The organism is Alkalicoccobacillus porphyridii, from assembly GCF_007293315.1.
Taxonomy (GTDB): domain Bacteria; phylum Bacillota; class Bacilli; order Bacillales; family Bacillaceae_D; genus Alkalicoccobacillus; species Alkalicoccobacillus porphyridii.
In genome coordinates this window covers 264,639-291,383 of the sequence record NZ_VLXZ01000004.1, presented here as the reverse complement: position 1 = coordinate 291,383, position 26,745 = coordinate 264,639, and the positions used below count along the sequence as shown (strand labels likewise).

General features: G+C 39.8%; 25 protein-coding genes and 2 riboswitches. Of the genes, 20 read left to right on the top strand and 5 right to left on the bottom strand.

Going from position 1 to position 26,745, the window contains the following annotated elements:
* Nucleotides 1-21: 21 nt before the first annotated feature.
* The gene (locus FN960_RS08810; RefSeq protein WP_143848334.1) at nucleotides 22-753 is read right to left on the bottom strand and encodes a protein-glutamine gamma-glutamyltransferase; all 732 of its coding nucleotides are present in this window, start codon (nucleotides 751-753) and stop codon (nucleotides 22-24) included.
* A gap of 343 nt (nucleotides 754-1,096) precedes the next feature.
* On the opposite strand from FN960_RS08810, the gene FN960_RS08805 reads away from it, so the two are divergent.
* From FN960_RS08805 to mgrA, 3 genes are all read left to right on the top strand, one after another.
* Complete coding sequence (locus tag FN960_RS08805; RefSeq protein ID WP_143848333.1) at nucleotides 1,097-1,747, top strand: MOSC domain-containing protein; 651 nt, start codon at nucleotides 1,097-1,099, stop codon at nucleotides 1,745-1,747.
* A gap of 68 nt (nucleotides 1,748-1,815) precedes the next feature.
* Nucleotides 1,816-1,917: riboswitch (SAM riboswitch) on the top strand.
* A gap of 74 nt (nucleotides 1,918-1,991) precedes the next feature.
* Nucleotides 1,992-2,375 (top strand): hypothetical protein, encoded by a 384-nt coding sequence (locus tag FN960_RS08800; protein ID WP_143848332.1) that lies wholly within the window; start codon nucleotides 1,992-1,994, stop codon nucleotides 2,373-2,375.
* Between the two features lie 65 nt (nucleotides 2,376-2,440).
* A complete protein-coding gene (gene mgrA / locus FN960_RS08795; protein ID WP_143848331.1) occupies nucleotides 2,441-3,436 on the top strand; it encodes an L-glyceraldehyde 3-phosphate reductase in 996 nt (331 codons plus the stop codon).
* Nucleotides 3,437-3,989: 553 nt separating this feature from the next.
* Here the strand turns inward: mgrA and FN960_RS08790 are convergent.
* Entirely contained in the window at nucleotides 3,990-4,268 is a 279-nt protein-coding gene (locus FN960_RS08790) for a hypothetical protein (RefSeq protein ID WP_143848330.1), read from the bottom strand.
* 197 nt (nucleotides 4,269-4,465) lie between these two features.
* Between FN960_RS08790 and FN960_RS08785 the strand changes: the two genes are divergently transcribed.
* Both FN960_RS08785 and zwf read left to right on the top strand, forming a co-directional pair.
* Nucleotides 4,466-4,654, top strand: coding sequence for a hypothetical protein (locus FN960_RS08785; protein ID WP_143848329.1), 189 nt, complete (start codon nucleotides 4,466-4,468; stop codon nucleotides 4,652-4,654).
* Between the two features lie 134 nt (nucleotides 4,655-4,788).
* Nucleotides 4,789-6,276, top strand: coding sequence for a glucose-6-phosphate dehydrogenase (gene zwf / locus FN960_RS08780; protein ID WP_143848328.1), 1,488 nt, complete (start codon nucleotides 4,789-4,791; stop codon nucleotides 6,274-6,276).
* 698 nt (nucleotides 6,277-6,974) lie between these two features.
* Here zwf and gnd read toward each other — a convergent pair.
* Entirely contained in the window at nucleotides 6,975-8,384 is a 1,410-nt protein-coding gene (gene gnd, locus FN960_RS08775) for an NADP-dependent phosphogluconate dehydrogenase (RefSeq protein WP_143848327.1), read from the bottom strand.
* A 433-nt stretch (nucleotides 8,385-8,817) separates the two neighbouring features.
* The gene (locus FN960_RS08770) at nucleotides 8,818-9,543 is read right to left on the bottom strand and encodes a class I SAM-dependent methyltransferase (RefSeq protein WP_143848326.1); all 726 of its coding nucleotides are present in this window, start codon (nucleotides 9,541-9,543) and stop codon (nucleotides 8,818-8,820) included.
* 86 nt (nucleotides 9,544-9,629) lie between these two features.
* On the opposite strand from FN960_RS08770, the gene FN960_RS08765 reads away from it, so the two are divergent.
* Nucleotides 9,630-10,010 carry a gamma-glutamylcyclotransferase family protein gene (locus tag FN960_RS08765; RefSeq protein ID WP_143848325.1) on the top strand — a complete coding sequence of 127 codons (381 nt, stop codon included), beginning with the start codon at nucleotides 9,630-9,632 and terminating at the stop codon, nucleotides 10,008-10,010.
* Between the two features lie 366 nt (nucleotides 10,011-10,376).
* Nucleotides 10,377-11,396, top strand: coding sequence for a peptidoglycan-binding protein (locus FN960_RS23340; RefSeq protein WP_143848324.1), 1,020 nt, complete (start codon nucleotides 10,377-10,379; stop codon nucleotides 11,394-11,396).
* Nucleotides 11,397-12,581: 1,185 nt separating this feature from the next.
* Here the strand turns inward: FN960_RS23340 and FN960_RS08755 are convergent.
* Nucleotides 12,582-13,466 (bottom strand): cation diffusion facilitator family transporter, encoded by an 885-nt coding sequence (locus FN960_RS08755; protein WP_143848323.1) that lies wholly within the window; start codon nucleotides 13,464-13,466, stop codon nucleotides 12,582-12,584.
* A 267-nt stretch (nucleotides 13,467-13,733) separates the two neighbouring features.
* On the opposite strand from FN960_RS08755, the gene FN960_RS08750 reads away from it, so the two are divergent.
* From FN960_RS08750 to FN960_RS08690, 13 genes are all read left to right on the top strand, one after another.
* Nucleotides 13,734-14,546 (top strand): uroporphyrinogen-III synthase, encoded by an 813-nt coding sequence (locus FN960_RS08750; protein WP_143848322.1) that lies wholly within the window; start codon nucleotides 13,734-13,736, stop codon nucleotides 14,544-14,546.
* An 82-nt stretch (nucleotides 14,547-14,628) separates the two neighbouring features.
* Nucleotides 14,629-15,702 (top strand): branched-chain amino acid aminotransferase, encoded by a 1,074-nt coding sequence (locus tag FN960_RS08745; protein ID WP_143848321.1) that lies wholly within the window; start codon nucleotides 14,629-14,631, stop codon nucleotides 15,700-15,702.
* Between the two features lie 39 nt (nucleotides 15,703-15,741).
* The gene (locus tag FN960_RS08740; RefSeq protein ID WP_143848320.1) at nucleotides 15,742-16,536 is read left to right on the top strand and encodes an HAD family hydrolase; all 795 of its coding nucleotides are present in this window, start codon (nucleotides 15,742-15,744) and stop codon (nucleotides 16,534-16,536) included.
* 61 nt (nucleotides 16,537-16,597) lie between these two features.
* A riboswitch (TPP riboswitch) is annotated at nucleotides 16,598-16,695 on the top strand.
* Between the two features lie 111 nt (nucleotides 16,696-16,806).
* Nucleotides 16,807-17,385: an ECF transporter S component gene (locus tag FN960_RS08735; protein WP_143848319.1), complete on the top strand. Its 579-nt coding sequence runs from the start codon at nucleotides 16,807-16,809 to the stop codon at nucleotides 17,383-17,385.
* A gap of 5 nt (nucleotides 17,386-17,390) precedes the next feature.
* Nucleotides 17,391-18,848, top strand: a complete 1,458-nt coding sequence (locus FN960_RS08730) for an ABC transporter ATP-binding protein (protein ID WP_306461608.1) — start codon at nucleotides 17,391-17,393, stop codon at nucleotides 18,846-18,848.
* Nucleotides 18,848-19,651, top strand: coding sequence for an energy-coupling factor transporter transmembrane component T family protein (locus FN960_RS08725; protein ID WP_143848318.1), 804 nt, complete (start codon nucleotides 18,848-18,850; stop codon nucleotides 19,649-19,651). Before FN960_RS08730 ends, FN960_RS08725 begins: the two co-directional genes overlap by 1 nt.
* Nucleotides 19,652-19,871: 220 nt before the next feature.
* Complete coding sequence (locus FN960_RS08720) at nucleotides 19,872-20,909, top strand: sulfate ABC transporter substrate-binding protein (protein ID WP_143848317.1); 1,038 nt, start codon at nucleotides 19,872-19,874, stop codon at nucleotides 20,907-20,909.
* A gap of 19 nt (nucleotides 20,910-20,928) precedes the next feature.
* Nucleotides 20,929-21,762, top strand: a complete 834-nt coding sequence (cysT, locus tag FN960_RS08715; protein WP_143848316.1) for a sulfate ABC transporter permease subunit CysT — start codon at nucleotides 20,929-20,931, stop codon at nucleotides 21,760-21,762.
* 19 nt (nucleotides 21,763-21,781) lie between these two features.
* The gene (gene cysW / locus FN960_RS08710; RefSeq protein WP_143848315.1) at nucleotides 21,782-22,636 is read left to right on the top strand and encodes a sulfate ABC transporter permease subunit CysW; all 855 of its coding nucleotides are present in this window, start codon (nucleotides 21,782-21,784) and stop codon (nucleotides 22,634-22,636) included.
* A gap of 12 nt (nucleotides 22,637-22,648) precedes the next feature.
* Nucleotides 22,649-23,719: a sulfate/molybdate ABC transporter ATP-binding protein gene (locus FN960_RS08705; RefSeq protein WP_143848314.1), complete on the top strand. Its 1,071-nt coding sequence runs from the start codon at nucleotides 22,649-22,651 to the stop codon at nucleotides 23,717-23,719.
* 98 nt (nucleotides 23,720-23,817) lie between these two features.
* Entirely contained in the window at nucleotides 23,818-24,306 is a 489-nt protein-coding gene (locus FN960_RS08700) for a hypothetical protein (RefSeq protein ID WP_143848313.1), read from the top strand.
* Between the two features lie 627 nt (nucleotides 24,307-24,933).
* Nucleotides 24,934-26,094 carry an ABC transporter ATP-binding protein gene (locus FN960_RS08695; protein ID WP_143848312.1) on the top strand — a complete coding sequence of 387 codons (1,161 nt, stop codon included), beginning with the start codon at nucleotides 24,934-24,936 and terminating at the stop codon, nucleotides 26,092-26,094.
* Nucleotides 26,095-26,742 carry an ABC transporter permease gene (locus tag FN960_RS08690; protein WP_143848311.1) on the top strand — a complete coding sequence of 216 codons (648 nt, stop codon included), beginning with the start codon at nucleotides 26,095-26,097 and terminating at the stop codon, nucleotides 26,740-26,742. It begins immediately after the preceding gene.
* Nucleotides 26,743-26,745: the final 3 nt, after the last annotated feature.

Genomic DNA, 26,745 nt, shown 5'->3' with positions numbered 1-26,745 from the left:
GACTGCCAAGTAAGCAGTCTTTTATGGACCTAAGTAACGGTACTCTGGGTGTGTGATGCGGTTTTCTAGATAAGCGGATAAACGTGCACCTGGTCGACGTTCTTCATTTAAAGATTGAATGATGCTTTGACCAGGGACAATACCAATTCCGTGTCCAAAATATAAATCATAGTCCATAACAATCGCATTTTCCCCTCGCCATTCAGGAGTTCTCGGATTAAATTCTGGATTATTAAAATAGACACAGTCTCCTGGAACAAATTCTGAACCTGAATGACTAATCAGGTGCAAATCCTCATCATATCTCCATGAAAACAGATACATACCCTGGAATAATGTATTAAAACTAGCTGCTCCTATAGAATCCAGCGTTGCTTTATAGAAGATAATAATGATAGCGACAGCGCACTCGAAGGAATACAATGAGCCATTCTTAAAAATATCATCAATACCACGTTGAGGACTGACGGAAGATTTTAATAAAAATCCGCCTTCAGGGGTTAGCGTCCACAGAGCTTGATTGCAAGTAGAGTGTTCAAAATCAGCAAAACCTGCCCCGCTTTGCAATAGGTCATATGACGCTTGGGTGGTGTTGGCACGAACCTTTACTTCAAAAGTGAGTTCATTTATAGAAGTAAAATAATAAGCGGTTTGATTAGACGCTAAGGTATTTAAAATTGGCCTCTCTTTTGATGTGACTTGTATGGACTGCAGTTGGCTTTCTTGTAAGACTTGCCCATTTATCATTATCATAGTAAGCCCCCTAAATGAAAGACTTCACCTATGGATATGTAAAAGGAAGACGAAATATTCTTCAAAGGCAAGATTCTCAATGCATTTTTTGGTGAAGGATGGCTAGGTCTAGGCATGATCAATTCTTCTTAAGAAGGCGGTTTACTCGCATTGATGGGTCCTTCAAAAGCATGAAAAAACATAGAGCTCAAGAAAGAGACAAGGTCTAAATAAAACTTAAAATCTTCATGTATTATAAATAATTTTATTATGTAAACTTAACTGTTTTATTTAGATATTAGTTCCTTTGAGTATTTATCCATATGGTAAAATAAAGCGTGTGGAAAATGGAAAGGTGGCGTAAATGATGACTTTTAAATTGGTGCATCTTGCTGTAGGACTGCCAGAGGAAATCACGTATGAATCCAATAAACAAATGAACAGTGCCATTTGTAAAAAAGAGATTGAGTCTGTTTCTTTAAAAACAGCTGGTTTTGAAGGGGACGGAGTGGCAGATTTAAAGCATCATGGAGGGGTGGAGAGAGCTGTATGCTTTTATCCTCTTGAGCATTATGAAACATGGAATCGTCAATTTAACACGGAGCTTCCTCCAGCTGCATTTGGCGAAAATATAATGGTTGAAGGCATGTGTGAAAACGATGTTTGTATTGGTGATATTTATCAAATAGGAGATGCGGTGGTAGCTGTCACGCAAGGAAGAGTTCCATGCGTAACGATTGATCGCAGAACCGGAGCAAATGGTTTATTTAAAGAAATCATGCAAACAGGAAGTACAGGCTATTTTGCGAAAGTGTTAAGAGAGGGTACAATCCATAAGGACTCAGCTATTTCACTTGTTTCCAAACATAAGGATCATATATCTGTACTAACAGCAAATCAACTTTTCTTTCAACAGAAAAAAGATCTAGACCTACTAACTAGATTATTACAAAACGAACATTTATCAGAAAAATGGTATGCGCATTTTTCACGAATCAAAGAACGCTTTAATTAAACTAAAATAACAAAGTAAGCTTGATATCATCTACTAGCTTTGCTAAACTTCAATTAAATAAATATTCATACTTATAAAGAGAAGCGGAGGGACTGGCCCTTTGATGCTTCAGCAACCCCACTTAGGTGGAAGGTGCTAATTCCAGCAGGCTTCAGCCTGGGAGATAAGAGCGAACATGATTAGTCAACCTCTTTTCTTTTGAAAAGGGGTTTTTATTTTGTCTAAAAGAGGAGGGAGGTAAACCGTGATAAGTATAAGAACACATTTTAGTTCTTCTAAAGCAAGCAGAGAGAATCTTGTAACAGGGTCGATTGAGTTGCGTATTGGTTCCTTACAAATGCTCACTAAAAATGATGTAATAGCAGACCTCGAAAAAGGCTGGAACAATCTACAGAAGCTACATAGTGATTGTGCTTGTAACATCTATTATATAGATGGGAGGAAGTCAAATTGTAAACTTCAAAAGGAGGGAGATCTAGTAGTAATGGAAGTCATACGCACAGATTTTAGAGGAGTACCTATTCGTTTGCAGTCGGCAGCTATTACATATCATTCCTTTTGTTCTTTGCTAGATCAAGCTTATCAAGAGTATCTAGAGCAACAAGCAGTTGAGCGTATGTATTCTTAATTCTCGCTATTAACATGAAAGTAGGATAAACTATCAATGATTACGCTTTCAAGGGAGAGGAATAAATGACTTATTTGGCAGATCAACATCGTTATGAACAAATGAACTATAATGCTTGCGGTCGCTCTGGATTAAAGCTACCAGCTTTGTCGTTAGGACTATGGCATAATTTTGGAGGAGTGGATCCATACGAAAATGGTAGGGCTATGATAAAGCGAGCATTCGATTTAGGTATCACCCATTTTGACTTAGCAAATAATTACGGCCCACCTGCTGGATCGGCAGAAGAGATGTTTGGAAAAATTCTCTCTACAGATCTCGCTCCCTATCGTGATGAATTGATTATTTCTTCAAAAGCTGGTTATTATATGTGGCCAGGTCCTTATGGAGATGGGGGATCAAAAAAATACTTAGTATCAAGTCTTGATCAAAGCTTAAAACGAATGGGGCTAGACTATGTAGATATTTTCTATTCTCATCGACCTGATCCTGACACACCTCTGGAAGAAACAATGAGTGCGCTAGATCAAATTGTTCGCCAAGGTAAAGCTTTATACGTAGGGATATCAAGCTATACAGCAGAACAAACAACTGAAGCCGTTCGGATATTAAATGAATTAGGCACCCCTTTGCTCATTCATCAGCCAAACTATTCATTATTGAATCGTACGCTTGAGGAGGGCCTTCAAGACGTGCTTTTAGAAAATGGCGTTGGAAGCATTGCCTTTTGTCCACTTGCCCAAGGTTTACTTACTGGAAAGTATCTGAAAGGCAATATACCAAACGATTCGCGGGCGGCAGGTAGTAGTCAATTTCTTTCTGAAAGCCAAGTTCAACCAGAATTAGTAGATAAACTGACGAAGCTAAATAGTATAGCCGAGCAAAGAGGCCAGACGCTTGCACAGATGTCTTTAGCTTGGGTACTGAGGCAAGGAAAAGTGACTTCTGCGTTAATAGGTGCCAGTCGTGTAAGTCAAATTGAAGAGAATGTAAAAGCGTTATCCAATCAAGAATTCAGTGAAGAAGAATTAACTGCTATAGATGACATTTTAGCTACGTAAACGGATATTAATTGGACCCGACATCTCTATTAAGAAGGTACTCGGGTCTTTTTGGGGGTCAAGTCTTTATTATATTGGAACTACTAATGCGAATATCTATCTAAATTAGCGATCGAAAATGGTGAGCCTACACTTGTGGGATGAAAAGGAGGACACTGAAAAAGTCATTTTATATGATAGTGAATCTTCTTTTAAACAAAAAACAACTTCAGTTTCCTTAGAAGGAATATTGGTCATTTGTTTAATCGGGAACATGAGCGGAAGGAGAAACCGTAGACTCCTACGGAACAGAACGAGGCAGACCGACATTGAAGTGGCGTTCTTCCACTTCAAGGGCTGAGGCCGTTCCCGTGGAAAGCGTAGGTTTCTCCTGTAGCGGTGCATATAAGCTTACTGCCCTTCCCTCGGGTGAGTGCCCCCATTTTTCGAGAGCAGTAGCCCAAGAAACGATGTAATTTAAACAAAAGCATTTTTGCCTAGGTGTGTTCCTTTGATTTAGGGACTTATTTAGTCATACCATAGCGCCACAATGTTCCTAACTATTCTAGTTGTCTTACGCTTTATAACGAATGCTCAGGGCCATTTCATGAATGTGGCTTATATCCTTTAACCTCTGAGTGTACCATTCTGGTATTGGCTTGGAGATCACATGCTCTTCGCTTGTCCATTGAACAATGTCGTTTTCTACCAATTCATCTAATAGTTCAAAAAGCTCTTCTAGTGATAGATCGCTTGCTTGCTGTAACTCGATTAAAGCAGTTACATGTCCGGATAAGCTGTTATTGTTGATATATTTAGTCATCCACTCTTTTTTCTCTCTAATGTGATACATTGATGGCCCTCCGTCCATAAGTTGTGCTAGATAACTTTATTCTATATATTGCATTCATTCCCTTTTATTTTCTTTCGACACTTATCTACAGATCTCGAAATTCTTTATAAAAACTTGAGAAAAATAGGCCAAGGGTTGTGCTATGTTAGTTTATAGAAAAGTCTATCAATCGTTTAAGAGAGAAAGCAGGAGCGCGTGTGTATAAACGAAGTGTATTATGTATAATCATATGGCTACTAGTTATGATTTTTATGCCAATATCTGTACAATCTAAACAAAACGAACAGGAGCAAACTGAATTACATGAGCATTTTGGTGATAATAAAGTTTCAAAGATAACAGCTGATGGATCTTCCTTACCATTGGCTGTTTTTAATTTATTTTAAAATTTGAAGCAAGGAAATTTCTAAAACAGCCATTTTGCTGTATACTAATTGAAGCTTGGTCAACAGGTATGTACTTACAGACAGGATAGTCAGTCAATGATGACCTTACATATAGTCCAGAAAAGAGGTATCTCATGCATAAAAATGAACAGCCTAAATCAATCATTGTTATATTCGGAGCAACAGGTGATCTGGCAAAGAGAAAGCTCTATCCATCCTTATTTCATCTATTTCAAAAGGGACACATTAGTGAACAATTTGCCGTTGTAGGTATTGGTAGAAGGGAATGGTCGGATGAGACACTACGGACACAGGTTCGGGATTCAATTAAAAATGAAATAGAAGGAGAGCACACAAAGCTGGAAGAGTTTTGTAACCAGTTCTATTACAAAGCACTAAATGTGACAAGTAAACAATCGTACACCGAACTAAAAACCTTGCTTGATCAGTTAGACAGTCGCTACCATATTGGTGGAAACCGTGTGTTCTATATGGCGATGGCCCCCGAGTTTTTCGGAACGATTGCCAGTTATCTGAAGTCTGAACAGCTTACAGATACAGAAGGCTGGACAAGATTAGTGATTGAGAAGCCTTTTGGACATGATTTGGAGTCAGCCGAAACATTAAATACTGAAATTAGAGAGGCTTTTCGAGAGGATGAAATCTACCGCATTGACCACTATCTAGGCAAAGAGATGGTGCAAAATATACAGGTTATTCGTTTTGCAAATGCTGTATTTGAACCATTGTGGAATAATCAGCATATCGCAAATGTGCAAATAACCTCTAGTGAGCGCTTAGGAGTTGAAGATCGCGGAGGCTATTATGAGAACTCGGGTGCCCTACGAGACATGGTCCAAAATCATTTACTACAGATGGTGACACTATTAGCCATGGATCCCCCTTTACGCCTCACAACAGAAGAAATTAGAAGTGAGAAGATCAAAGTACTTCGTGCCTTGAGACCCATTGTGGAACAAAAGGTGAAGGATTCGTTTGTTCGCGCTCAATATGGTCAAGGCGTGTACGATGGAGAAAAGGTACAAGGGTATCTAAAAGAAAAAAACGTAGCCCCAGATTCCAAAACGGAAACTTTTGTTGCTGGAAAGCTATTAATCGATAATTATCGTTGGGCTGGCGTGCCTTTTTATATACGAACTGGAAAAAGAATGGCGGCGAAATCCACCAAAATTGTGATAGAGTTTAAACCCCAACCACATAATTTGTATTTGAATAATGGAGATGATCCAGGAGCTAACCTACTAGTTATTCATATTCAACCTGATGAAGGCATGTCCTTAATGCTAAATGGAAAGAAGATAGGCACAACTGGTGATACAAGCTCAGTTAATTTACATTATTCGCAGCATGGAATTGATGGGATTAATACTCCTGAAGCATACGAAAGACTGTTATTTGATTGTATGATTGGAGATGCTACAAACTTCGCACATTGGGATGAAGTGAACCTGTCCTGGACCTATATTGATGCCATCTCGGAGGCATGGGAGGGTGATAAAGACTCACTTCCGTCCTATTCATCTGGATCAATGGGTCCAAAGGAAGCGGAGGACTTACTACTAAAAGATGGCTTCCACTGGTGGCCAATAGAAAAGATGTAACTAGAAATACCTCCGAAGTAACCTATAGTCAGCTGATAAACTCTTTCCTTAAGAGGTAATCAGCTGACTTTTTTATTTAAAGGATGTTCTTTTGATATAGTCCATGCTTATGTGTAAATTAGTTTCTCCGGCTGCCTCTCCAAAAATGGGGCACTTACCCGAGGGGGAGAGAAAGAGCTGACCCGACTACGTCGATTGATCTCATTGAACTTTTCTAACGAGGCTATTGTAAAAGAAGCTTTATATGATAGTGAATGTTCTAACAACAAAATAGCTCTCATTTCATTAAAAAGATCGTTCGTCATTTGTTTGATTAGAACAGAAGCGAAAGGAGAACCCGTAGACTCCCTGCGGAACAGAACGCGGCAGACCGACATCGAAGTGGTGGTTTTCCGCTTCGAGGGCTGAGACCGTTCTTGCGGGTGCGTAGGGTTCTCCTGTAGCGGTGCAAGGAGCTCATTTCTAGCGGACTTTTTCAGTGCCACTTGTTTATTATCTCGCAGGTATCGGCCTGCCATTTTCGTCCGCTTGTTTTAAATAGGTAATGGAATTATTATTTAAACAATATTAAGGACGTTTTGTTGTTTAGGCACATGTAATGCACATGATCCAACTATTTAAAAAAAAGCTTGCCGATTTGTCTCTTTAAACGAGACCTAGTCGACAAGCTTAACCCCTCTTACTGAGGACTTTTTAAACTATTCAAGCCAATTTGTGTGGTAAATCTTCTCATCATCAATTCGTTTGTACGTATGGGCACCGAAATAATCACGTTGTGCCTGGAGCAAGTTAGCCGGTAGTTTTGCCGAGCGATAACTATCATAGTAGGAAAGGGCGCTTGAGAATCCTGGTGTAGGCAACCCTGTTTGGGCAGACAATGATACAATATCTCGTAAGGACTGCTGATACTTCTCGGCTATGCCAATAAAGTACGGATCAAGCAGCAGGTTGTCCAACTCTGGGTTATTCTCATACGCGTCCATTATGTTCTGCAAGAAACGTGCACGAATAATGCAACCACCTCTAAAAATACTGGCAATATGGCCGTATTGCAAATCCCAATTAAATTCCTTCGACGCGACTTTTAATTGAGAAAAACCTTGCGCATAGGAAAGCACCTTGCTAAAGTACAAGGCTTGACGAATAGCTTCAACCCATTTTTCTTTTGTTGCCTCAGAGAATTGACCAGCAGGCTTTGGAAGGACAGAGCTTGCATGGACTCGTTCTTCTTTGATTGATGATATGAAGCGGGCAAATACAGATTCCGTAATAACAGGCAAAGGTACTCCGAGATCTAGTGAGCTCTGACTTGTCCACTTACCTGTGCCTTTTTGAGCTGCTGTATCTAGAATCATATCAACCAGTGGTTCCCCGGTTTTTTCATCTACCTTGGTAAAGATATTTGCTGTTATTTCAATTAAATAACTATCTAACTCACCTTGATTCCATTCATGGAAAATTTGGTGCAGTTCATCTGCGGATAGACCAAGATGCTGCTTCATTAACCAATAAGCTTCACATATTAATTGCATGTCTCCGTATTCAATTCCGTTATGAACCATCTTTACGTAGTGTCCAGCACCATCTGGTCCAATGTATGTTGTGCATGGCTCGCCATTCACTTTCGCTGCAATTTTCTCGAATATTGGTTTAACTAACTCGTAGGCTTCCTTCTGCCCTCCAGGCATAATAGAAGGACCTTTTAATGCACCTTCCTCGCCACCTGAGACCCCAGTACCAATAAAATGAATGCCGTGTTCGGCAAGTGCTTTACTTCTGCGGATGGTATCTGTGTAAAAGGTATTTCCTCCATCCATAATAATATCCTTTTCGTCTAAGTGGGGAACCAATTCATCAATGACTGAATCCGTTACTGCTCCTGCTTGTACCATTAAAAGGATTTTTCTTGGTGATTCTAATGATGCAACAAATTCTTCAATACTATATGTACCAACTAGTCGATCTCTTTTTTCTAATTCAATCACTTTCTTTACTCGCTCACGTGACACATCATACATTGATACAGAGTACCCGTTGCCTTCAAGATTAATGGCAAGGCTTTTGCCCATTACACCAACACCGATAATGCCAATGTTTTGTTTTTCCATGGATCAAGTTCTTCCTTCCTGCGTGCGTAATATCTATCTTAATGAACATACCACAACGGGTAAGTCTGCTCAAGCTATCAAGCTTTAACAAATGAAAGAAGAGAAACTTCTTAAATGAAATAAAAAACGTCATTTCAAGAAGCTTTTTTCCATAAGAAAGTGCCTGAGAGTACATCTTTCTGATAAAAAGACGAACGATGCAGTAGAATGGTTCGCCACATACTCTGGACTCGGTGAAAAGGTTCATTAAGTTAAAAGGGCATTGCCCGTTAGCTTAAGTACTCCCGCGGTAGGCGTGCCTACATTTTCGAGAGCGGCGGCGTAGCACTGATAATTAGGTAACCTCCAACCCTTTCATTTGGGTGTTCCATATTAGAAAGGGTAGAGGAAGGATGCGCTTCAGAAATACACTCCGCTTCTCATGATTGCGATGTTATTTCTTTCTCTCTGCAATAACTAAAAGAAATCCGAGTTTTGAAGCAAAGGTTCGGCTTAATTGCTGATGTTTGGCTAGTAATTCGTGAAAGTGTGGGTTAATTTCATCTGACGGAAAAAAATCATTCCCACGGTCCTGTTGTTGATCCAGTAGAGAAGAAACAGGACTCGCCAGACACGAATGAATGGTTGAGAAGCCGACCTCAGACAATCTCTTTAGCCACTCATCTGTATATAGTAATTCGTTCACACCATACATATCCTTTATTTTTAATTCTTCCTCTTCCTTAAGCGGCTCTAATAGCACCATCTCATTTAATAATAAAGTTCCTTCTGGCTTCAATACCCTTGCATACTCACGCAATGTACGTCCTAAATCTGTGAATACGGCAGCTGATTCCGAAATTAAGATGTCAAACGTAAGATCAGGTAAGGGCATGGCTTCAATACTGGCTTTAATTAATCTAGTGGACTGATCCTCTGCATTAAAGCGGTTCCTTGCCTTTTCAATCATCACAGGATGGGCGTCGATTGCTGTAACGTCACAATGAAAGGTGGAAGAAAGATAGGAAGCAGTCTGGCCAGTTCCGCATCCACAATCCAATATGCGGTTTTCTTTTTTGATTGGCAGTGTACTTAGTAATTCTTTAGTAAGAAGAAAACCACCAGGATGAGCACTTCCAACTCCGAACTCAGCTAATACATCAGTATATGAATAAATCATAGGTCACCTCTTTCATATACAACCTATGCAATATTCAGAAAATCTGATACCGTATTAAGAATAAGAATAAAGAAGGATGATGACATGTGCCTACGGTTTTTGTATATGGAACACTATTAAAAAATGAATCAAACAGTCATTTATTAGCAGGCTCTGTTCTTCTGGATGCAAACTGTTACATATATGGAGAGTTATATGATACAAGCTTAGGTTATCCTACTGTTTGTGTAGAGATGGAAACAGATCAAGTTGTTTGGGGCGAATTATATGAAGTAAGAGATGAAGTACTACATAAAATTGATGCACTAGAAGGTTACATTGGCGATGAGCTTGCAAATGATTACGATCGTCTCGTGATCAATGTTTATCGTAGACAAGCAGTGACAAAGGCACTTGTTTATGTCTACCCATCTATTAAAACAGCGCATATGTCATTGATTACGTCAGGTAGATGGAGAAATCGGTAATACATAATCTAAAAATCAGCTTGTCGAATGATAGGAATTATAACAGTCCGGTTACATGTGTGACATGTAAAAGCCAGAAGAAAGGGGCGAAATTTGCTGTATTGGTTAAATTTACGTCAGAAATAGGCGTAAGACGGGGCTATTCCGTCATTTATTATGCAATTGTGGACTTCTTAACGCAAATTGTGTGTAAATCTCTAAAAAACGCAAGTCCCAAAACCTAATTTATGGAAAGAAGATGTCCCTCCTTTGACTTTTGTTACATTCAGATTTCAATTCATTTAAGTAGGTCACTAAAGCATTGATAGATTCTAAAGTGACTGGTACTGTATGCAACAGTGGTTGAAATCAAAGGAGGTTGGCACAATGAATGCTAAAATTCCATTTAAAACACTAAGGTATGTAACACTACCGGTAGCGACAGCTGGATTTGTCTTATTTGCTTCACCAAGCATCTCAGAGGCAAGCAGCTTTGATGCCCTACATAAGGGTGAAAAAGGAGAGCAGGTTGAGCAGCTCCAAGAGCTTCTAACTGAAAAAGGATTCTTTTCAAAAGATATAAATGGTTCCTTTACAGCTGAAACGTTTGAAGCTGTAAAAGCATTTCAAAAGCAACATGGCTTGGAGCAAGATGGTATTGCTGGAGCCCAAACAGTAGGAGCACTCCATGTCCTTTCTGAAGGCGATCAAGGTGAACTAGTAGAGGAATTGCAATCTCAACTAATTGATCAAGGTTTCTTAAATGGAGGCCAAGATGGCATATTTGGACCTATTACTGAAGAGGCTGTTAAATCATTCCAATCTGATCATGGTCTTTCGGTAGACGGAATTGCTGGACCAAAAACGTTCAAAGAACTTTACTATACGCAAGCTGAAAAAGTAGTGAAGCAAGAAACGGAAACAAAATCAGAAGAGGTAACATCTGATCAAGCTCAGGAAACCACTACTGAGCAACAATCAGAGGAAGTTCAATCAGAAGAATCAGCACCAGCAGAAGAAGCTGCAGAGCCAGCTGAGCAATCAGAACCTGCTAGTGAAGAGGTTTCAAGTCAGTCTCAAGCAGAAGAAAGTGAACAATCAGCACAACAAGAAAGCGGCCAAACATTGCAAGTAGAAGCAACAGCTTATACAGCAAACTGTGCGGGTTGCACGGGTGTAACAGCTACAGGGATTGATTTAAATGCAAACCCTAATCAGAAAGTTATTGCAGTAGATCCAAACGTAATTCCTCTTGGTTCAAGAGTATACGTTGAAGGATACGGTGAAGCCATTGCTGGTGATACCGGTGGTGCAATTAACGGAAATAAAGTAGATCTATATATGCAATCACACGATGAAGCCGTTCAATTTGGACGTCAGTCAATCAGTGTAACCATTTTAGATTAATTTTTGTGGAAGCGGGGCGTCTAGCCCCGTTTTTTCATTTGTACCCGGTTCAAAATTGTCTAAACATTTAATTTTCTTGGTAGGTAACAAATATTCTAAGATCGTACAATAACGATTGCAAAAGAAAAGGGAACTACTCTATGCCTCGTGAATGGTTTTAAATGATTGAGAATGAGTAATGGAGAGTAGTTTTTTTACTTTCAACATTAAAGAGCTGAACGATGATGTGGTTAAGTACACACAATCGTTCAGCTCTTTTTTGGGGAACACACAGTCCGAGCGTGTTTTTATACCTGTATCTTCGGTCAAGTCCACATTATTGTGTAATACTAATTCCAATACCTATCTAATCAAGCGGACGAAAATGCAGGGACGACACCTGCGGGATGAACAGGAGGCCACTGAAAAAGACGTTTTACCTTAAAAATAAATGCTAGATTAATGACGTGGAAAATGAACAATGTACCTCTTGTCACAAGGGTATCGGGAAAGAGAGGTAGATACATCGGGAGGAAAGCGAAAAAAGTCTGCATACCAAGAGGAGCGGTAGATGTAGCAAGAAGCAAGAGCTCATAGCAAGAGGAAAAACCTGCATACCAAGAGAAGCGGTAGATGTAGCAAGAAGCAAGAGCTCATAGCAAGAGTAAAGGTCTGCATACCAAGAGAAGCTGATGATATAACAAGAAGCAAGAGCTCATAGCAAGAGAAAAGGCCTGTATACCAAGAGAAACTGATGATATAGCAAGAAGCAAGAGCTGCACCAAGAGAATAATCCTACATACCAAGAGAAGCAGGAGCTATTAGCAAGAAATTCATCGGAAGACGATCTAAACTCGAGTGCGTAAGTCGGTAAGCACAGCCAATCCAGTCACCATCCCCCACGCCACGAATGGAAAATGCGCGATAGGTAGGGCATGCGCGGAAACCAGCAAGCGTAGCCAATCCTCTTTAATAGGAATGTTGATCATTTTGTCTGATCGGGAACATGAGCTCATTTTTAGATGGCTTTTTCAGTGATCTCGATAAAAAGCTTCATTGAGATAAAAGGATATCGTCCGTTAGCGCTGGTACCTTCCCCATGGCATGCCTCTAATTTGGGAGTAGTGGAAGGAGAAACAAAACTTTAGCCGGCCTTTATCAATATCATATCAAAACCTTGAGCAGATTCACACAAAGGTTTCGTCTCTATTGTTTCTCGTCATGATCTGTTGATGGCTCAATATGAACATGGGTACTTAGTATTTGATGCTTCTCACGCATCACATCTTCCACCTGATCTGCAATCTCATGACTGTCTCTAACGTTTAGATCTGGAGATACCTCAATCACAACGTCAGCATGGATTGAGGAGCCCACCTGCCTTGCTTTAACGATTTTTAAAGATTCTACGTGTTCAATTACTTCTATGCTTGCTTTGTATTGTTTTAAATCTCGTTCGTGAAAGCCATCTGTTAATGAATGAGTCGCATTTCTAAAAATTTCCCATGCGGTGTAACAGATTAGAGCTCCGATGACAAAGGCTGTTAGCGTATCTATCCACGCTAGGTTCCATTGTGAAGCGATAATACCTATTGTTGCTCCAATACTAACGAGGGCATCCGATCGATTATCTGCAGCCACAGCCGTAAGCGCTTGACTGTTTACTTCCTTCGCTAGCTTTTTATTATATCTATAAACCAGATACATAATGATTGCACAGATAAATCCAACCCATCCTGCTACCATATCTGGTGCTTCTGTTTCTGATAAAAGTAATTTCCGACCAGCTTCCGCAAGAACTTGTAAACCGATGACGGCCATAATAAAAGCAGTAATCATTGAGGCAATATTCTCGGCACGGAAATGTCCGTAAGGGTGGTTGGCATCAGGTGGTTTTTGCGAAATACGTAAGCCAATTAAGACGGCGATGGAGGCAACAATATCTGTTGCGTTATTAAGACCATCAGCACGTAGGGCTTCAGAGAAATAGAGATGTCCGATCACCAGCTTAACGACAGATAATATAACGTACGTCACAATACTGAGCCAAGCTCCCTTTTCTCCTCTTTTTAATTCGCTATAACGTTCCATATATGTTCCTCGCTTTTAAGTAAACTTTTTTTACCTACGTATCGTAACAGGTAGATGGCGAGTGAGTCTATAGCAAGATGATTAGCTTTAAACAGCATTCTAGGTAAGAGAAAAATAAGTTTCCCTAGGCAAACTTATTAATTTCACATACCGTATTGAGTCGTTATTTATAATAACTTAACGAAAATCAAAAAACATGATATATTCAGATTAATAAAAATGGGCTACAAACTGAAAGACTAGGTATCAAGGAAGGATGTTCTTTTCATGAAAGGTTTAGCTAATTGTCATATTGCATTGGCTGCTTCTCGAAAAACGGATGAAATGCAAGCGATTATTAGAAAGCAAGGGGGTACAAGCTCAGTTAGATCGTTGCAGGGGACCGTTTTTTTAGCAGATCATGACGTCGCTGCTGATTTTAAAAAAGCTGTTACGTCCAAACCCGATGTTTTTGTATTTACAACAGGGATTGGGACCGAAACGCTATTTAGAGTGGCTGAGAAGGAATCATTTGATGAAGAGCTACATCTAGCACTACAACAATCAACGATCGCTATTAGAGGATATAAGACCCTTTCAGTATTAAAAAAATACGGATACGAACCTGACGTGAGGGATGAGGACGGCACCACTGCAGGCTTGATTAATGCCATGCAAGATCTAGATCTACTAAACAAAAAAGTAATGGTTCAACTTCATGGAATGGATGCACCAAGTTTAAGAGCATTTTTAGAAGAGAAACAAGCTAAAGTTGAAGAAATATTGCCATATCAGCATATCTCTGTTCATGAACAAGATGTGCTTATCTTATTGGATGAGCTGATGAATCATGTATACGAGGCTGTTTGTTTTACAACAGCGATTCAAGCGCGCGAATTGTTTAAAGTGGCTGAAGCGAACCATCAAAAAGAAGCATTACTGAACCTTTTTGATGAACAGGTGTTGGCAGTGTCTGTTGGTAAAGTGACAACAGAAGAATTAACTAGCCAAGGGGTCAAACGAGTGATTTATCCAGAACATGAACGAATGGGTGCTATGATTATGGAGCTGGCACATCATCTGAAAGAAACTAGAGTATAAGCCCTATTACAAAAAAAATCTCATATGTTATAATAATTTCGTTCCATTATAAGTAACGCGTAAAAAAAGGGAGTTTTCCAATATGGCACATCAAGCATTAGAAGTTATGACAGCAACTCATCATAAAACAAAGCCTGATCCAGAGACACTTCAATTTGGTAAAACATTTACAGATCATATGTTTATTATGGATTATTCTTCAGAGAATGGCTGGCATAGCCCACGAATCATTCCTTATCAGCCGTTAACACTTGATCCAGCAGCTATGATTTATCATTATGGACAAACGGTTTTTGAAGGCTTGAAGGCTTATCGGACGGACGACGATCGTATTTTATTATTTAGACCAGACGAGAATTTCAAGCGATTAAACCGCTCAAGTGATCGTCTTAGTATTCCAGACATTGATGAAAAAATGGTTTTAGAATATTTATCTGAATTACTTAAATTAGATAAGGATTGGATTCCTACCTATGAAGGTACGTCCTTATACATTCGCCCTTTTATTATCGCAACGGAGCCTAATTTAAGTGTAGCTCCTTCGACAACTTATAAGTTTATGATTATATTGTCACCTGTAGGGTCTTATTATAAAGAAGGCATTGCACCAGTCGGAATATACGTAGAAGATGAATATACAAGGGCAGCTCTCGGTGGAACGGGCATGGCTAAAACAGCTGGAAATTATTCTGCTGCGTACAAGGCTCAGGATAAGGCTACTGCACATGGACAAGCCCAGGTCCTTTGGCTTGATAGTTCGGAGAAGAAATACGTAGAAGAAGTAGGTAGTATGAATGTCTTCTTTAAAATTGATGGAGAGATCATCACGCCTTCGTTAAGTGGAAGTATTTTAGAGGGGATAACCCGCAAGTCTATTATCGAGCTGCTAAAAAGCTGGGGAGAGCAAGTAACTGAGCGTCGGATTTCAATTGATGAAATCTTAAACGCTGTACGAGAAGGGCGCTTGGAAGAAGCATTTGGAACGGGTACAGCAGCCGTGATTTCTCCAATAGGTGAATTAAGCTGGAAAGGCGAGAAAACGTTGATTAACCAACGTGAAACTGGTTCGCTTTCTAGGAAACTATATGAAACGTTAACAGGTATTCAAAAAGGTAGAATAGAAGATCCACTTCATTGGACATATGAAGTAAAGTAAAGAGCTTATTTAAAATGGAATATAGAAAGGGAAGTATCAATGATTAAAGCCGTTTTTTTTGACTTAGACGACACGCTCTTATGGGACCGAAAAAGTGTAGAGCAAGCTTTTAAGGCTACATGCGAATATGCAAAGGAACAGGATCGTCGTATCGATGTGAAAGAGCTTGAAGAATCAGTCAGGTCTGAAGCGAAACGGTTATACGCTTCTTTCGAAACCTATGAGTTCACACAGTTGATTGGTATTAATCCGTTTGAAGGGCTATGGGCTAATTTTCAGGACCATGAGCAGAGCTTCCAGAAGCTGAAGGAACTGGCTCCAGGCTATCGTTTTTCTTCATGGGATTTAGGATTAAAGCAGATTGGAATTGATGATGAGCATTTAGCCAAGGAATTGTCAGAGCGCTTTCCATTAGAACGTCGTAAGCATCCATTTGTGTATGAAGAAACGTTTGCGGTTCTTGATCAATTAAGAGATGAATATCAGCTATTACTGATAACCAATGGTTCTCCAGATTTACAGAATATTAAGCTTGAACTGACACCTGAGCTTGTTCCTTATTTTGATCATATTGTTATATCAGGAGCATACGGGAAAGGCAAACCAGATAAAGGGATATTCGAGCATGCTCTTTCATTAATGGAGCTTGACAAGGATGAAGTGATGATGGTTGGTGATAACCTCATGACAGATATTTTAGGAGCCGAACGTGCAGGAATAGCATCAATTTGGGTAAACCGTCATAATCAAACTGCAACAGATGTTGTTCCTACTTTTGAAGTGGAGAGTTTAACAGAAGTGGCTTCAATCTTAGAATCCCATACAAACAAATAAAAATATTTATTGTTAATAGGGAAGAGTTATGTTTCAATGATATGTATAAAATAAATTTGATAATTTCCACTAGGGGCGCGATTTGCTGAGAGAGGCCTATGCCTTAACCCTTGACCTGATCTAGATAATACTAGCGTAGGAAAGTGGAGTTGATTCTTCAGACTGTTGTTCTGCTCATTTTACTTGAGCAGTTATTTACATATGTGAAGGAGCCACTCCATAGGGGTGGCTTCTTTTTTTGCTGCTTGTGGAACAAGAAGGGATGATTGTATGAAAAGGTTAACGTTAACAGATGTATTGGTGACCGTCATTATTGCTGTGGTATTTGCAATTGTGTACAGATTGTGGGGGCCAGTAAATGACAGTTTAAAGCTCTTTCCACTCCAGGTGAATGAGCTGATGTATGGGATGTGGTTCATTGCAGCAACCGTTGCCTTTCTTATTATTCGTAAGCCTGGAGTTGCCTTACTTGCAGAAACAGCTGCCGCGTCAGGAGAATTTATTGTTGGCTCACAATATGGCTTAGAAGTACTTGTGTATGGGTTTATGCAAGGGCTTGGAGCAGAGCTAGTATTTGCTTTATTTTTCTACAGAAGCTTTTCTTTACTTACTACGTCTTTAGCGGGGGCTGCATCAGCAGGAGGGTCCTTTATCATGGATTGGAACAGAGGATACTTATTTGACCTTGTAAATTGGAATTTAATCTTGGTGCTTTCATTTAGAACGATTAGTGGCATTGTTATAGCTGGAGTCTTAGCCTTTTATTTGGTTAAAGCACTTGAGAAGACGGGTGTCACAGACCTCCTACGACCGACTTCAAAATCAGACTTAGAGACACTAGAGAAGTAATTAGGATGGATAAAATGAAACCAATGGCTGCTGTCAAAGACTTACGACTAACATTTCCTGGGAGCGGAGAACTGTTATATAAGGATTTGTCCCTCTCTATTTATGAAGGAGAAAAAGTACTGATTCTCGGTCCAAGTGGGAGCGGTAAATCAACACTTCTTCAAGTATTAACTGGTCTGATTCCTAAAGCGATTCAGCTACCATTAAAATATAGCGAATGTGTTACACCAGAATCATGGGGATATGTCTTTCAGGATCCTGATACTCAATTCTGTATGCCTTATGTTGATGAAGAGATTGCCTTTGTTCTAGAGAACCTAGGTATTAAACGGGATCAGATGGATGCTTTAATTCGTACTTATTTAGAAGAAGTGGGTCTTGTTTTTAACAATCATCACATACCTATTAATCAGCTTTCCCAAGGAATGAAACAACGATTGGCGATTGCATCCGTTCTTGCTCTCCAGCCATCTATGCTCGTATTTGATGAACCAACTGCCTTGCTTGATCCTGAGGGTACAAAAGAGATATGGAACACAATTCAAGAGGTTGGGGCAGATAAAACGGTCGTAATCGTAGAACATAAAATTGATCACGTTCTCGACTTTGTTGATCGTGTGATTGTATTTAATGCGGATGGTCAGATTGCAGCCGATGGACCAGTACACGAGGTGTTTGCGCAACAGAAAGACCAAATAAAGGATTATGGAATATGGTATCCGGGTGTTTGGGAAGAGTATGCTACCGCCCGCGTATGGCATAAGCACAAGCATCAAGAAAAGGACAAGCCGATAATTCAACTTGAAGATTATCATGTGAAGCGTGGTAAGAAAGTAGTCACAAGCATAGAGAGCGCTGCGATTTATCCAGGTGACTGGATATGCATCACTGGGGAAAATGGGGCGGGAAAAAGTACATTTTTATTAGGTTTAATGAATGTATTGCCTTCAAGTGGTTACTATTTACTAAATGATGTCCAGGTAAAAAAGAAGGATAGGGTTAGTCAAGACATTGGCTTTGTTTTTCAGAATCCTGAGCACCAATTCATTACAAATAATGTGTGGGATGAGGTAGCCTTCACGCTAACTCAAGATGGCGTAGGAGGAAGTGAAAGCCAAGCTTTGGTGGAAGCGTGTTTGGAGGCATTTGCTTTAGCAGATTATACGACACAACACCCGTATCAACTCTCAGTCGGACAAAAGAGAAGATTAAGCGTAGCTACTGCTATCGTAAAGGACCAGAAGGTTTTACTCCTTGATGAACCGACATTTGGACAGGATGCCAAAAATACCTTTGCCTTATTAGAGATGATTGAAGCATGCAAAAAGCGTGGGGTTGCCGTAGTCATGGTGACACATGACATGGATATTTTAAAGCACTTTGCCAATCGAATATGGACTGTCCAAGCCGGAAGATTAAATGAGGATAAACGGGTGGATGACAAAGTGAGGGTGGTTCCATAATGCAAGCTTTATATGATGTAAAACAAACATGGATTGCTCGAGTCAACCCAAGTGTAAAATTACTATTGTTTATCTTATTATTTGCGTACGTGATTTTTGTCCATAATCCAACTCACCTTTTTTTCCTTGTTCTCATGTATGGGTTCATTCTTTTCACTTACTCTGGCCATCCGCTCAAATACGTATTGATTTTTACTTCACCATTTATCCTCGTGTTTATATCGTCACAGGTATCCATGACTTTTTTTGGTCGTGGGGATACAACATGGTTTAAATGGGGGATTTTTCACGTGACAGAGGAGAGTTTTTTTAGGGGGGTTCATTTAGGTTTAAGGGCGTTAGCCTTTGCGATACTTGGGATGATTTTTGCCTTAACAACTAAACCTGTAATGCTGTTTTACTCACTCATGCAACAGCTTAAAGTGCCCTCCAAGTACGCTTATAGTTTTCTTGCTTCCATCCGAATGATTCCGATCATGGTAGAGGAATTTCAAACGCTTCGACATGCCTTACATATTAGGCGAGCAGTTCCAGACAAAGGAATAAAAGCGATTTACAAAAAGATTTCCTTCTTTTCTATCCCGCTTTTAGCGCAAAGTATTCGAAGAGCACAGCGTATAGCTGTTGCTATGGAAGCTAAACGTTTTATGAGGGGAAAAGAACGGACCTATTATTACGACACACGTTTTTCAAGCTATGATGTTCTATTCTTAGTAATCTTTACGGCAACTCCATTTATTGGATATGCACTTGCACTAGTATGGCCGATGTTTACTTATACTGATGTACGATACGTTAATTAAATATTGCTTAGGAGATATGGACCAAAATCAATTAAAATCAACTTGACACATCGGAAAAGGTAGAATAATATAATGTATATCTTCATATACAAAAGCTGATCGGACACCCGAAGGCCTTTACTATTGGAATTATCCTTAGTAGAGGTCTTTTCTTTTGGATTTAAAACAAAGTAAATCAATATGATTAATTAAGTATTGGAAAATGGATGGGGGAGAGTACATGACAAACGCGAAAAGTAAAAAGAAGTGGCTGACTGTTAGTATCATCACTGCTGCAATAGGAGCTCTAGCAGCTTGTGGGTCCGAAGAGACAGGTCAAAATGGAGAAGCTGTAGAAATATTAAATGTTTCCTATGACCCAACTCGAGAATTATATGATGATTTTAATAAGGCATTTGCTGAGTATTGGCAAGAAGAAACGGGTCAAACGGTAACGTTTAATCAATCACATGGAGGCTCAGGCAGTCAAGCGAGATCCGTAATTGATGGATTGGAAGCGGACGTCGTTACATTGGCGTTAGCGTATGATATTGATGTTCTTCATGAAAGTCGGGATTTAATTCCAGAAGATTGGCAGGAGCGTTTACCTGATAATTCAACACCTTATACATCAACCATTACATTTTTGGTGCGAGAAGGAAATCCAAAGAATATAAACGACTGGGATGATCTGATTCGTGATGATGTTGAAGTTGTTACTCCAAACCCCAAAACATCAGGAGGGGCTAGATGGAATTACCTAGCTGGATGGGCATGGGCACTTGAAGAGTATGGAACAGAAGAAGCAGCTGAATCGTACATTGGCGATTTATATCAAAATGTATCTGTTTTAGATTCAGGAGCTAGAGGAGCGACTACCTCCTTTGTTGAACGAGGGATAGGTGATGTGTTGCTCGCTTGGGAGAATGAAGCTATTTTGTCTACTGAAGAATTAGGGGAGGATCAATTTGATATCGTTGCTCCTTCAATTAGCATCTTAACTGAACCACCTGTCTCGGTTGTCGATGAAAATGTGGATCGCAAAGGTACAAGAGAGGTGGCTGAAGCGTATTTGGAATATTTATATACGGATGAAGGCCAGGAGCTAGCGGCGCAGCATTATTACCGCCCGCGTAATGAAGAGATCTTGGAAGAGTATGGAGAGTATTTCCCTGATATTAATTTGTTTACGATAGACGAAGTGTTTGGAGGCTGGCAGCAAGCCCAAGAGAAGCACTTTAGTGACGGAGGAATTTTTGATCAAATTTATCAACAGTAAGAGCTGGTAGGAGGAACATATGAGAACATGGCGCATAAAAGAAGAAAGTGTTATTCCTGGATTCTCTATTACTTTAGGAATGACTATGATGTACTTAGGTCTCATTGTCTTACTACCCTTGTCAATGATCTTCCTTAATACATCAACCATGAGTTTTTCGGATTTTTGGCAAACCGTAACATCACCACGAGTTGTGGCATCGTATCAATTAAGTATTGGAGCTGCTCTTGCAGCAGCTCTAATTAACGGAGTATTCGGATTAATCCTGTCTTGGGTACTCGTACGATATCAATTTCCTGGTAAAAGAGTGATTGATGGTCTTATAGATTTACCTTTTGCTCTTCCAACGGCTGTAGCTGGTATTGCTTTAACTACAATTTATTCGACGGATGGTTGGGTCGGACAATACCTAGCATTGCTTGGGATCAGGGTTGCTTTTACTCCTTTAGGGGTTATGACAGCACTTATTTTTATTGGATTACCATTTGTTGTTAGAATGGTGGAGCCCGTTTTAAGGGATTTAAATAAAGAAATGGAGGAAGCCTCTTCCAGTCTTGGTGCCAGTGGGTTTCACACCTTTACAAAGGTTATTTTACCTGTGCTAGTCCCAGCCCTTTTATCTGGAGTCTCTCTTGCTTTTGCTAGAGCATTAGGAGAGTACGGTTCTGTTGTATTTATATCTGGTAATATGCCAATGAAAACGGAGATTACTCCACTTCTTATTATGAATCAGCTAGAGCAATTTAATTATGAAGGAGCAACGGCAATTGCTGCTGTTATGCTGCTATTTTCATTTTTCCTGTTATTTGTTATGAATTTAATTCAATGGTGGGCATCAAGACGTCATACGTAAAGGAGGAGATCAGTAACCTATGAGTATAGAAATGGAAACATCTAAACCATTGCCTCTACATAATCAGCAAAAAAAGAAGACTTGGGTGAAATGGATTTTACTTAGTTTATCCTTTTTGTTTTTAGCCCTTGTCTTAATTCTTCCGCTAACAGCCATTTTTGTGCGAGCATTTGCTGGGGGATGGACAGTGTATATAGAATCCATTACAGAACCAGCCGCTTTATCTGCCATACGATTAACCCTACTCACTGTGGCGATTGTTGTTCCGCTGAATACGATTTTCGGCGTAATGGCTGCTTGGGCATTATCAAAATTTCAGTTTAAAGGTAGAAGCTTTCTCATCACATTAATTGATCTCCCCTTTGCGGTTTCTCCAGTTATTGCAGGGCTTGTATTTGTCCTGTTATTTGGGGTTCATGGCCTACTTGGGGAATGGTTACTTGCAAATAATATTCAAATTATCTTTGCTGTTCCTGGTATCGTGCTTGCGACAATGTTTGTGACCGTTCCTTTTGTGGCACGTCAGCTTATTCCTTTAATGCAAGCACAAGGAACATCTGAAGAAGAGGCCTCCCTTTCATTAGGTGCGAATGGGCTTCGAACCTTCTGGCATGTCACACTTCCAAATATAAAATGGGGACTACTGTATGGAGTTATCCTTTGTAATGCTCGTGTAATAGGGGAATTTGGAGCTGTATCCGTTGTTTCCGGAAAGATACGTGGTTTAACAAATACCATGCCATTACATGTGGAAATTTTGTATAACGAATATATGTTCACAGCTGCATTCGCGGTGGCTTCGCTCATGTCCATTTTGGCGATTATCACACTAGTCATTAAGAATATTGTAGAGCGAAAAAGTCCAGAGCTATAAGGAGGATGCAAGATGTCGATAGAAATTAATCAAGTTTCAAAGTACTTCGGGTCATTTAAAGCATTAGAACAAATACAATTGTCCATTCAAAAGGGAGAGCTAATTGCATTACTCGGACCATCGGGCTCAGGCAAAACATCCTTGCTTCGAATCATAGCTGGGCTGGAAGCAGCAAGTGAGGGCTCGATTGTTTTTAATGGAAAAGATATGACCAATGTTAATGCGATCTCAAGACAGGTAGGGTTTGTATTCCAACACTATGCTCTATTTTCGCATATGACAGTAGCCGATAATATCTCGTATGGACTGCGTGTACGTCCAAGAAGCAAACGCCCATCAAAACAAGAAATTAAAAATAAAGTGGATGAACTACTTAACCTAGTAAAGCTGGATGGGCTGCAGAAACGCTACCCTTCACAGCTTTCTGGTGGCCAGAGACAGCGAGTCGCCTTAGCCAGAGCACTTGCAGTGCAACCAGAGGTACTGCTACTAGATGAACCATTTGGAGCCTTAGATGCTAAGGTACGAAAAGAGCTACGTCGATGGTTACGTAATTTGCATAACCAATTTAATGTCACCAGTATTTTTGTTACACATGACCAGGAAGAGGCAATGGATGTGGCAGATAGAATTGTTGTCATGAACCATGGGCGAATTGAGCAAGTGGGTACCCCTGATGAGGTCTATGAGCATCCTAACAGTCCGTTTGTATTTGACTTCTTAGGAAATGTGAACCTGTTTAAAGGTCGTTTAAAGGCAGGTAATTTAAATACAGGGACCATCTCACTCAGAGCTGCTGGTGGGGGGCATCTGGAGGATTCAGATGTCGTCGGCTATATACGTCCCCATCAAATGGAGCTTCATCGTGTGAGTGGAGAAGGAGCCTTTCCTATTAAAATTACTCATATTCAGCCTGTAGGTCCCATTGTTTTCCTCGAGGCAACCAATTTAGACAATCAGGAAACAATGGAAATCGAGCTGCCTAAGAATGAATTTACAGACCTGAACCTTACCATTGGTGAAGTTGTCTACAGTAAGCCCAAACAGGTCCATGTCTTTTCACCTGAAGAATTCAGTATATAGTAATGAATGTACGTCTTCTTTGATCAATCTTTGCATATAAATGTCTACTCATGGTAGAATTTGTATCGTAGATTATTCATAGAATAGGAGATATAAGAATGAGTAGCTGGAAAACAGGTGTAGGTGTAGTCGGACTCGGTTTGACTTTCATATTGAGTGGTTGTGGTCTGTTTGGGAATGCGGTTGTCGACGACCTCGAAACCTATATGAATGAGCAAATAGTTCCACATGAAGAAGAAGTCTCCGCAGCATGGGAAGATTTTTATTTAGAAACAGAAGATTTATCAAATGAAGAATTCTATGAGTTTTATCACTCAGATTTTAAGCCCTATTTAGATGAACAATATGAATTTTTACACGGAATTCAGCCTGAAACAACTGAAGTACAGGAATTACATGAACTTTATCTTTTAGAGAATGAGGTCTACTGGGAAGCGGGCGAAAAAGAAGTGGAAGGATTTTATCAAGAAGATGAAGATTTATTAGTCGAAGCTGATGAAATGTTTCTAGACTATCAAAATATGACTGATTTCCATAATGAATTAGAACGTTTAATGGAAGAACACAACATAGAATACCTTGAATAGATGGTAGTAAAGTGGATGGGTAAGAGAAGCTTTTAGATCTACTACATTTAATGGATCAATGGATATGAGAAGACAAATAATCCAGTAGTACACCCCAAATGTTAGAAAATTCTAACGTTTGGGGTGTTTTTTAAATGGTGAAATATAGTCATGTATTTAAATGAAACGTGGTGAATGAATAGTTAGAAGGACATCTTGTTTATCTATCCCATTAGCTTGAATTTGTGCTTTCTTCACTGGACAATGTATTGCATTAAGAAGAAGGATTACTTGTCTTTTCTTGATTTGATCGTATCTAGCGTAGGGAGAACCCGAGACTCCTGTGGAACAGCACGAGTCTGAAGACATTGAAGTGATGGTTTTCCACTTCAAGGGCTGAGGCCGTGCCCACGGAAAGCGAGGGAATCTCCTGTAGCGGATTTGTTCCAATGTTCGAGTGATATAGTTAGTTTTAAAGTTTTTCTCCGCTCCATTTTTAAAATGATTATTTCGAAGCATTACTGATCTACTTCATTTTCAAATAGTAATAAAAATACTTAAGAACTAACCCTCTATTTTAGGGGTTAAATGTTCATGAATAGGGTACATATAAGCTTTAGGTATATTCAATTTAGATGGAGGCGCAAAATGATTGAATTAAAAGGAATTACTAAGAAATATGCTGATGGATTTAAAGCGTTAAATCATATTAATCTTACGCTGGAGGCCGGTAAAATCCATGTCATTATTGGTCCAAGTGGATGCGGTAAGTCAACGACCATGAAGCTTCTTAATCGATTAATTGAACCGAGTGAAGGCACTGTTTTAATCAATAATGAGGATATTAGTCAAGTGAACGCTGTTTCATTAAGAAGAAAGATTGGTTATGTAATTCAGAATATCGGGTTATTCCCACATATGACAATAGCAGATAACGTAGCAGTTGTACCAAGGTTATTGAAGTGGGAAGAGCAAAAGACACAGGCTAAGGTAGACGAATTATTACAGATGGTTCATTTAGAACCTGATACATATCGAAAAAGAAAACCAAAAGAGTTGAGTGGGGGGCAGCAGCAGCGTATAGGAGTCATCCGAGCGCTAGCTGCAGAGCCTGATATCATTCTCATGGACGAGCCCTTTAGTGCACTTGATCCAATAAGTCGTGAACAGCTTCAAGCAGAGCTTATACAGGTCCAGGAGAGTGTACAAAAAACCATTGTATTTGTTACGCATGATATGGATGAGGCAATCAAAATTGCAGATAATATTATCTTAATGAAGGATGGCGAGGTTGTACAAACAGGAACACCTGACGAAATCATCCGACATCCTGCCAACGAATTCGTAAAAACGTTTATAGGGAAAAAGCGACTGCAGGAGCATAAACAGGATCAAGGCATAATGGGCATAGATGAAATTCCCTCCGTTCGCGAAGTGATGGTTGAAAACCCTGCCACCGCCTATCCTGAACGCGGTTTGGCAGCAGCCATTAAGTTAATGGAGCAAAGAAAGGTAGATTCATTACTAGTTGTTGATCGTAAACGAAAGCTCCTGGGCTACGCACCTATTTTGACGGTGCTTCAGCAGTATCAAGATGAAACCAAATTATTAAAGGATGTTATGATTCCTGTTCAATATACACTTGAGCCAGATCGTCCGTTTACTGAAGCACTTGAGTATATGAGTGAACATAACATTCCGTATGTTCCTGTGGTTTCTAAAGAGGATGAATTTTTAGGTGTAATTACGAGGGGCAGCATGGTTCGTTTAATGGCAGATGTTTTCCCTACAGAGAATGGGGTGGGGTAGATGACGGTCATACAGGATTATGGTGCGTTTCTTGCCAATCGTTATGGGGACATCCTTGCGAGCCTTTGGCAGCACCTATCTATCGTTGCTTTGGCTGTTCTCCTAGGCTGCTTAGTAGCCATTTCAATAGCAATCTTATTAACCCGTATGAAAGAAGGCGTACTGAACAGTGTGGTTTTCACATTGGCTAATATCTTTCAAACCGTTCCAACGATCGCTCTTTTAGCGATTTTTATTCCTATTTTGGGTATCGGTATGACACCAGCAGTTATAGCACTTTTCTTATATTCATTGTTACCGTTATTACGTAACACTTATTCGGGTATTAAAGAAGTGGATGAAGGTGTAGTTGAATCTGCCATAGGAATGGGATACAGCTCGATGCAGCGTCTATGGAAAATTGAATTACCGCTTGCGTTTCCCTATATACTTTCTGGTATCCGCTTAACGACCGTTTACATTATTAGCTGGACCACACTGGCAGCATTAATTGGTGCAGGAGGCCTAGGTGATTTGATTATGGCGGGCATGTCAAACAATGATAACTTTCTAATCTTTACAGGTGCAGCCACGGCAGTCATTTTAGCATTATTGGTTGACTTAGTGTTAGGACTATTTAGTAAGCAGCGTCAAGGCAGTACTCAGTAATGA

Bases quoted from the DNA above. Each gene is read 5' to 3' on its own strand.
- FN960_RS08810 (WP_143848334.1), bottom strand. From the start codon at position 753: ATGATAATGATAAATGGGCAAGTCTTACAAGAAAGCCAACTGCAGTCC.
- FN960_RS08805 (WP_143848333.1), top strand. From the start codon at position 1,097: ATGATGACTTTTAAATTGGTGCATCTTGCTGTAGGACTGCCAGAGGAA.
- mgrA (WP_143848331.1), top strand. From the start codon at position 2,441: ATGACTTATTTGGCAGATCAACATCGTTATGAACAAATGAACTATAAT.
- FN960_RS08790 (WP_143848330.1), bottom strand. From the start codon at position 4,268: ATGTATCACATTAGAGAGAAAAAAGAGTGGATGACTAAATATATCAAC.
- zwf (WP_143848328.1), top strand. From the start codon at position 4,789: ATGCATAAAAATGAACAGCCTAAATCAATCATTGTTATATTCGGAGCA.
- gnd (WP_143848327.1), bottom strand. From the start codon at position 8,384: ATGGAAAAACAAAACATTGGCATTATCGGTGTTGGTGTAATGGGCAAA.
- FN960_RS08770 (WP_143848326.1), bottom strand. From the start codon at position 9,543: ATGATTTATTCATATACTGATGTATTAGCTGAGTTCGGAGTTGGAAGT.
- FN960_RS23340 (WP_143848324.1), top strand. From the start codon at position 10,377: ATGAATGCTAAAATTCCATTTAAAACACTAAGGTATGTAACACTACCG.
- FN960_RS08755 (WP_143848323.1), bottom strand. From the start codon at position 13,466: ATGGAACGTTATAGCGAATTAAAAAGAGGAGAAAAGGGAGCTTGGCTC.
- FN960_RS08750 (WP_143848322.1), top strand. From the start codon at position 13,734: ATGAAAGGTTTAGCTAATTGTCATATTGCATTGGCTGCTTCTCGAAAA.
- FN960_RS08745 (WP_143848321.1), top strand. From the start codon at position 14,629: ATGGCACATCAAGCATTAGAAGTTATGACAGCAACTCATCATAAAACA.
- FN960_RS08740 (WP_143848320.1), top strand. From the start codon at position 15,742: ATGATTAAAGCCGTTTTTTTTGACTTAGACGACACGCTCTTATGGGAC.
- FN960_RS08735 (WP_143848319.1), top strand. From the start codon at position 16,807: ATGAAAAGGTTAACGTTAACAGATGTATTGGTGACCGTCATTATTGCT.
- FN960_RS08730 (WP_306461608.1), top strand. From the start codon at position 17,391: ATGGATAAAATGAAACCAATGGCTGCTGTCAAAGACTTACGACTAACA.
- FN960_RS08725 (WP_143848318.1), top strand. From the start codon at position 18,848: ATGCAAGCTTTATATGATGTAAAACAAACATGGATTGCTCGAGTCAAC.
- FN960_RS08720 (WP_143848317.1), top strand. From the start codon at position 19,872: ATGACAAACGCGAAAAGTAAAAAGAAGTGGCTGACTGTTAGTATCATC.
- cysT (WP_143848316.1), top strand. From the start codon at position 20,929: ATGAGAACATGGCGCATAAAAGAAGAAAGTGTTATTCCTGGATTCTCT.
- cysW (WP_143848315.1), top strand. From the start codon at position 21,782: ATGAGTATAGAAATGGAAACATCTAAACCATTGCCTCTACATAATCAG.
- FN960_RS08705 (WP_143848314.1), top strand. From the start codon at position 22,649: ATGTCGATAGAAATTAATCAAGTTTCAAAGTACTTCGGGTCATTTAAA.
- FN960_RS08700 (WP_143848313.1), top strand. From the start codon at position 23,818: ATGAGTAGCTGGAAAACAGGTGTAGGTGTAGTCGGACTCGGTTTGACT.
- FN960_RS08695 (WP_143848312.1), top strand. From the start codon at position 24,934: ATGATTGAATTAAAAGGAATTACTAAGAAATATGCTGATGGATTTAAA.
- FN960_RS08690 (WP_143848311.1), top strand. From the start codon at position 26,095: ATGACGGTCATACAGGATTATGGTGCGTTTCTTGCCAATCGTTATGGG.